The sequence below is a fragment of the Mesorhizobium sp. M7A.F.Ca.CA.004.04.2.1 genome (assembly GCF_004022825.1).
GTDB lineage: Bacteria > Pseudomonadota > Alphaproteobacteria > Rhizobiales > Rhizobiaceae > Mesorhizobium.
Genome location: NZ_RZPH01000420.1, coordinates 1 through 4,867, shown reverse-complemented (window position 1 = coordinate 4,867; position 4,867 = coordinate 1). Strand labels below are relative to the sequence as shown.

Below are 4,867 nucleotides of genomic sequence, written 5' to 3'. Positions count from 1 at the left end.
CTTCCTTAGCGTGTCGTCCCGCCTCTTCCTTGTAGGCAGCCAGTTCGTTGCCGGCGGCATAGCCGGCCATGGCACCCCCCAAGGCGAAGATCGGGAATGGTTCCGAGACGGTGACGAAGGTGACAGCAGCGCCGAGGCCCTTGGCCAACGTCAGGCCGTGAGTAACGCCCTTGTCGGCCAGTTCCGATCCGTCCGTGGCGATGAGCAGATGTTTGTACATGACGATCTCGACTTGTTGTGCAAGGGCCTGTGCCCTTGTGGTGGCGGGAGCCTTGTGGAGGCTGGCCTTGATATAGTTGCGGCCTCGGGCCGATCACAGGGCCGGCCCGCCGCCGATCAAGGCCAGGCGACCACGCAGTTTTGTACCAAGCGGATTCCCCTTTGCCGCATCGTCGCTTAAGGTGCCGGCGACACTGAAAGGCATTCCATGAGCAACGCGTATCCCCAAATCCATCTGGTCCGGCATGGTGAGACGGCATGGAGCCTTTCGGGGCAGCATACCGGCCGCACCGACATGCCGTTGACCCCGGTTGGCGAGGCCGCCGCGCGGGGTGTCGCCGATAGGCTCAAGGGGCTGTCTTTTTCGGCCGTATGGTCGAGCCCGTCGCAGCGCGCCTACAACACCAGTGTACTGGCCGGCTTCGACGCGCAGAGCGTCAAGAAGGACGATCTGCAGGAATGGGACTACGGCGCCTATGAGGGGCTGACGACAAAACAGATCCTGGCCGAGCGCCCCGGCTGGAATGTGTTTCGCGATGGTTGTCCAAAGGGCGAGATGGCGGCCGATGTCGGCGCGCGGGCCGACAGGATTATCGCCGGGCTGCGCGAGGCCAATGCCGGCATATTGGTGTTTTCCAGCGCGCATTTCTTGCGCGTGCTGGCGGCGCGCTGGATTGGCCTGCCGCCCGAAGGCGGCGCGCTGCTTGTGCTCGAAACAGCCAGCATCAGCGTGCTCGGCTACGAGCATGATTTGAGCGAGCCGGTCATCCGGAAATGGAACCAGAAGTAGGGCGGCTTTGGCCAGCGGCGCCGCTTCCGCCCTACCTGTCGAATTTCTTGATCGCTTCGGCGGTCACCGGCGTGAAGAAATTCACCAGATTGCCATCGGGGTCGCGAAACAGCAGCGAGCGATTGCCCCAGGGCATTGTGGTTGGCTTCTGCACAGTAACATTCCTGACGAGGTCCGAGAGCCTGGCGAATTCAGCATCGACGTCGCCGACGCGGAACTCGAGGATGACGGTGTGGTTGTCGGCGGGGCGGGCGATGTCGCCGCCGAACAGCATCAAGGTGCGCGTGCTGCCAATCGCCAGCGTGCAGGCCGGTGTCGCCAGTTCCGCGAAGTCTTCCGTGTAGACCGTCACGGGCATGCCCGTGATCTCGCCGTAGAAGCGCACGAGGCGCTGAACGTCCGAAGTGATGATGCGGACAGAGACGAAATTCATTGCTTTGGCTCCTGATCGTTGAAGCCGTGGCCGGCTCCCATCCGACCTATAGGCTAGGCCTCCGGACAGCTTTCCGTCAGGAAGGATTGCTGTGAGCCTGCACCAGCGCACGCGCTGCTTACCCCGTCAGCAGCGCCAGTTCCTCCGGTGTCAAATGCCGTGCCGTGCCCTTGGCGAGGTCGCCGAGCGGCAGGCGGCCGATGGCGATGCGGATGAGGCGCAGGACCTCGACGCCGTGCGCGGCGAGCAGGCGGCGGATGTGGCGGTTGCGGCCTTCGTCGAGCACGATCTCCAGCCAGGCGGTGCGGCCACCGCTGCGCAGCAATTCGATCGAGCTGGCGCTCAGGATCTCGCCGTCGACGCTCACGCCCGCGCGCAACGTCTTCAACATCGCCGCGTCCGGCACCGTGCCGACCTGCACGTGATAGGTTTTCGGCAAATGCGAAGCCGGGTCCATCAGCCGGTTGGCAAATCGGGTGTCGTTGGTCATCAGCAGCAGGCCTTCGCTGGCCTTGTCGAGGCGGCCGACCGGCGAGACGAAGGGCAGGTCGAGCCCTTCGAGGCAGGCATAGACGGTGTCGCGCTGCTGCGGGTCGTCGCGGGTGGTGACCAGCCCGCGCGGCTTGTTGAGCATGAGATAGACCTTGCGCTCGGCAACCACCGGCCTGTCGTCGACGACGATGCGGTCGCGGTCGAGGTCGACCCGCAGGGCTGCATTGCGCACCACCTTGCCGCCGATGCGCACACGGCCTTCGGCGATCAGCACCTCGGCCTGCGTGCGCGAGCACAGGCCGAGCTTCGACAGTGCCCGGTTGAGACTGACGCCCAATAGCTTGCTGGTGTGTAGTTTGCCGGCGGGTGGCTTGCCGTTAGGCGGGTTTCCGGCGGGTGGTCGTGCTGCCATGCTGCGGATCGTCCGTTATGACAGACAGATGCCACGGGGGGTGACGGCTTCGCAAGCTGGATGCGGCGAGGGCCGGCAACCCGAGGCCAAGCTTGATCCAGGTCCGCCGCGCATTGGAAGCCGATCGGCGGTTTCAGAATTTGCGCGGGTCGATACCTTTGGTGCCCGGTCCGTAGGGGCTCGGATAGATCTCGCCGATGGTCATCAGTTCGATCTCGCCATCGAGGGTGGAGCCGATGATCTTCACGTCGGGATCATCGCAGCAGAATTCCCAGATCACTTGCCGGCATTCCGCGCACGGCACGCCCGAATAGGGGCCGTGGCAGACGATGGCCTCGATCTGCCGCTCGCCCGCCGCAGCCATCTGCATCACCGCGTTGCGCTCGGCATGCACCGATTGCTGCAAGGTGACGATCTCGACATTGCAGGCGGCGAACAGCCGGCCAGATGAGGTGCGCACGGCCGAGCCGACCTTGTGGTTGGAGTAGGGCGTGTAGGCCTTGTCGCGCGCTTGCGCGGCGGCTGTGACAAGTGCCTGGTCGGCACTCGAAAGCTTGTCGAAGCTGGTCTTCTTCATCGGTCTCTCCACATCCATGCCCCATCCCGCACTGATTCAGGATGGAGCGCTATCTCTTTGCTTTCTTGCGACCTTTCCTGGCTCAAGCGTCCTGCCGCTCCGGCCGTGTAACGAGCCCGGCGGCGAACGGGACGACCGAAAGGAAGAAGCCTACCAGCGAGGCTGGAATGCCGCCGGGTTCGCCCATCAGCACGAGGATGGCGGTCGAGCCGGCGCCCAGCACGATGGTCGCCAACATCGACCAGGAGGGAATGCGCCAGCCGAACGTGGCCGATAGCACGGGCAGCAGCAGGCCCGGCACATAGACCGAGAAGCCGAGCATCAGGATGGTGACGATGCCGGGCACGCTGAGCGCCACCACCAGCGCCACCAGGCCGAGCACGAGCAGCAGGATGCGGCTGGTCCACAGCCTTTCCCTGTCGCTGGCGTCGGGGCGCAGCCGCGAGATCACGTCGCGCTGCAGGGTGGTGGCGGTGATCAGCAATGTCGTGCTGGCCGTCGACATCGCCACCGCCAGGAAGGCGGCCACCAGCACGCCGATGATGCCATGCGGCAAAAGCTGCACCATCAGGTCCGGCATGGCGTTGACCGGGTTGGTGCCGGACGGCAGCAGCGCCTTGGCTGCGACGCCGAGGAAGGTGAGGATGACGCCGAACACGGCCATGATGACGAAGCCGTTGATCAGGCCCTTGCGCGCCGTCTCCGGCGAGTTGGCGGAAAAGACGCGCTGGAAGCCGATCGTGTCGATGAAGCCGGCGGGCAACAGCAGGAACCACACGAATAGCGTCGCAGGCGGCACGTTGGCGAACAGATTGTAGAAGCCGGGAATGTCCCTGGTCGCCTCATAAACATGCGAGACGCCCGGTCCGAAGATGACGAACAACGGCGCCACCACGCCGATGACGACCAGGAAGATGACCGCCTGCAGCACGTCGGTCGCCACCACAGCGAGGAAGCCACCCAGCATGGTATAGACGATGACGACGAGGAAGGCGACGATGGCGCCGGTGGTCGGGTCCATCCCCGAAAACAGCGTGAACACCATCGAGATGCCGAACACCTGCGCGGCCGCCCATGCGAGGTAATTCCAGCTGGTGACCAGCGAGGCGGCGACCCGCACCGAACCCGGATAGTCCTGCGCGACGATGTCGGGCGTCGTCACATGCATGCGCTGGCGCACGATCTTGGCCAGGAAGATGCCCATCAGCAACAGTCCGATCGGGAAGGTGAACCACCACCATGTGCCCGAAATGCCGTAGCGGACCACCATTTCAGGCGTGCCGAACAGGCCGGCAAGCCCGGTCCACGAGGCGAAGGCCGAAATGGTCAGCCACAGCGGCCCCATGCGCCGGCCGGCGACGATGTAGTCTTCCTCGGTCTTGATCGAGCGGGCGAAGAACAGCCCGATTGCGGTGACCGCCACGAGATATACGGCGACAACCGCGATATCCAGATTTCCCATTTTCTACCCCTTCAGGTGCAAAGCCAAATGCCGCGCCACGCCTTGGTGCGGCGCCGTTCTGTCCGTTGCCCCTTTTCGGTGGGGCTTGACGACCCTCTGCAAGATTTGTCACATGCAAAAAACTTTTTTGCAAGTGCTGAATATGGACCATGATCGGAGACTGCGAATGACCCAGGCGAAGGCAAATCTGGCAAACCCGGAACTGGTCGAACGCGGCCGCGCCCGTATCGCCTGGATCCGTTCGCGCATGGCGATGCTCGCCACCCTGCGCTCGGAGTTCCGCGAAACCCAACCCTTCGCCGGCCGGCGCATCGGCGTGTCGCTGCATGTCGAGCCGAAGACTGCGGTGCTGCTCGAGGTGCTCGCCGAAGGCGGGGCCGAGATCGTCGGCACCGGCAATCATGGCTCGACGCAGGACGATGTCGTCGCCTTCCTGCAAAGCCAGGGCATCGGCGTGTTCGGCAGCCGCGCCGACACGCTGG

At 64.3% G+C, this 4,867-nt stretch carries 7 protein-coding genes; 2 read left to right on the top strand and 5 right to left on the bottom strand.

Annotated elements, in window-relative coordinates; all coding sequences use genetic code 11:
* Positions 1–220, bottom strand: a 220-nt coding sequence (locus tag EN893_RS18975) for a universal stress protein (protein WP_164900955.1), incomplete at its 3' end; no start/stop codon positions are given.
* A 207-nt stretch (positions 221–427) separates the two neighbouring features.
* On the opposite strand from EN893_RS18975, the gene EN893_RS18970 reads away from it, so the two are divergent.
* The gene (locus EN893_RS18970) at positions 428–1,009 is read left to right on the top strand and encodes a histidine phosphatase family protein (protein WP_127267215.1); all 582 of its coding nucleotides are present in this window, start codon (positions 428–430) and stop codon (positions 1,007–1,009) included.
* A 31-nt stretch (positions 1,010–1,040) separates the two neighbouring features.
* On the opposite strand, the gene EN893_RS18965 is transcribed toward EN893_RS18970, so the two are convergent.
* The 4 genes from EN893_RS18965 to EN893_RS18950 all read right to left on the bottom strand — a co-directional run bounded on the left by EN893_RS18965 (position 1,041) and on the right by EN893_RS18950 (position 4,385).
* Positions 1,041–1,442 carry a VOC family protein gene (locus EN893_RS18965; RefSeq protein ID WP_127267214.1) on the bottom strand — a complete coding sequence of 134 codons (402 nt, stop codon included), beginning with the start codon at positions 1,440–1,442 and terminating at the stop codon, positions 1,041–1,043.
* 118 nt (positions 1,443–1,560) lie between these two features.
* Positions 1,561–2,346: a pseudouridine synthase gene (locus EN893_RS18960; protein WP_245490863.1), complete on the bottom strand. Its 786-nt coding sequence runs from the start codon at positions 2,344–2,346 to the stop codon at positions 1,561–1,563.
* A 133-nt stretch (positions 2,347–2,479) separates the two neighbouring features.
* Positions 2,480–2,923: a cytidine deaminase gene (locus EN893_RS18955; RefSeq protein WP_164748890.1), complete on the bottom strand. Its 444-nt coding sequence runs from the start codon at positions 2,921–2,923 to the stop codon at positions 2,480–2,482.
* A gap of 82 nt (positions 2,924–3,005) precedes the next feature.
* Complete coding sequence (locus EN893_RS18950) at positions 3,006–4,385, bottom strand: sodium:solute symporter family protein (protein WP_127267212.1); 1,380 nt, start codon at positions 4,383–4,385, stop codon at positions 3,006–3,008.
* Positions 4,386–4,551: 166 nt separating this feature from the next.
* Here EN893_RS18950 and EN893_RS18945 point away from each other — a divergent pair.
* Positions 4,552–4,867, top strand: a 316-nt coding sequence (locus tag EN893_RS18945; RefSeq protein ID WP_206640137.1) for an adenosylhomocysteinase, incomplete at its 3' end; no start/stop codon positions are given.

What these genes read in the sequence shown, in the direction of transcription:
- EN893_RS18960 (WP_245490863.1), bottom strand. Translation starts at nt 2,346, where the DNA reads ATGGCAGCACGACCACCCGCCGGAAACCCGCCTAACGGCAAGCCACCC.
- EN893_RS18950 (WP_127267212.1), bottom strand. Translation starts at nt 4,385, where the DNA reads ATGGGAAATCTGGATATCGCGGTTGTCGCCGTATATCTCGTGGCGGTC.
- EN893_RS18970 (WP_127267215.1), top strand. Translation starts at nt 428, where the DNA reads ATGAGCAACGCGTATCCCCAAATCCATCTGGTCCGGCATGGTGAGACG.
- EN893_RS18965 (WP_127267214.1), bottom strand. Translation starts at nt 1,442, where the DNA reads ATGAATTTCGTCTCTGTCCGCATCATCACTTCGGACGTTCAGCGCCTC.
- EN893_RS18955 (WP_164748890.1), bottom strand. Translation starts at nt 2,923, where the DNA reads ATGAAGAAGACCAGCTTCGACAAGCTTTCGAGTGCCGACCAGGCACTT.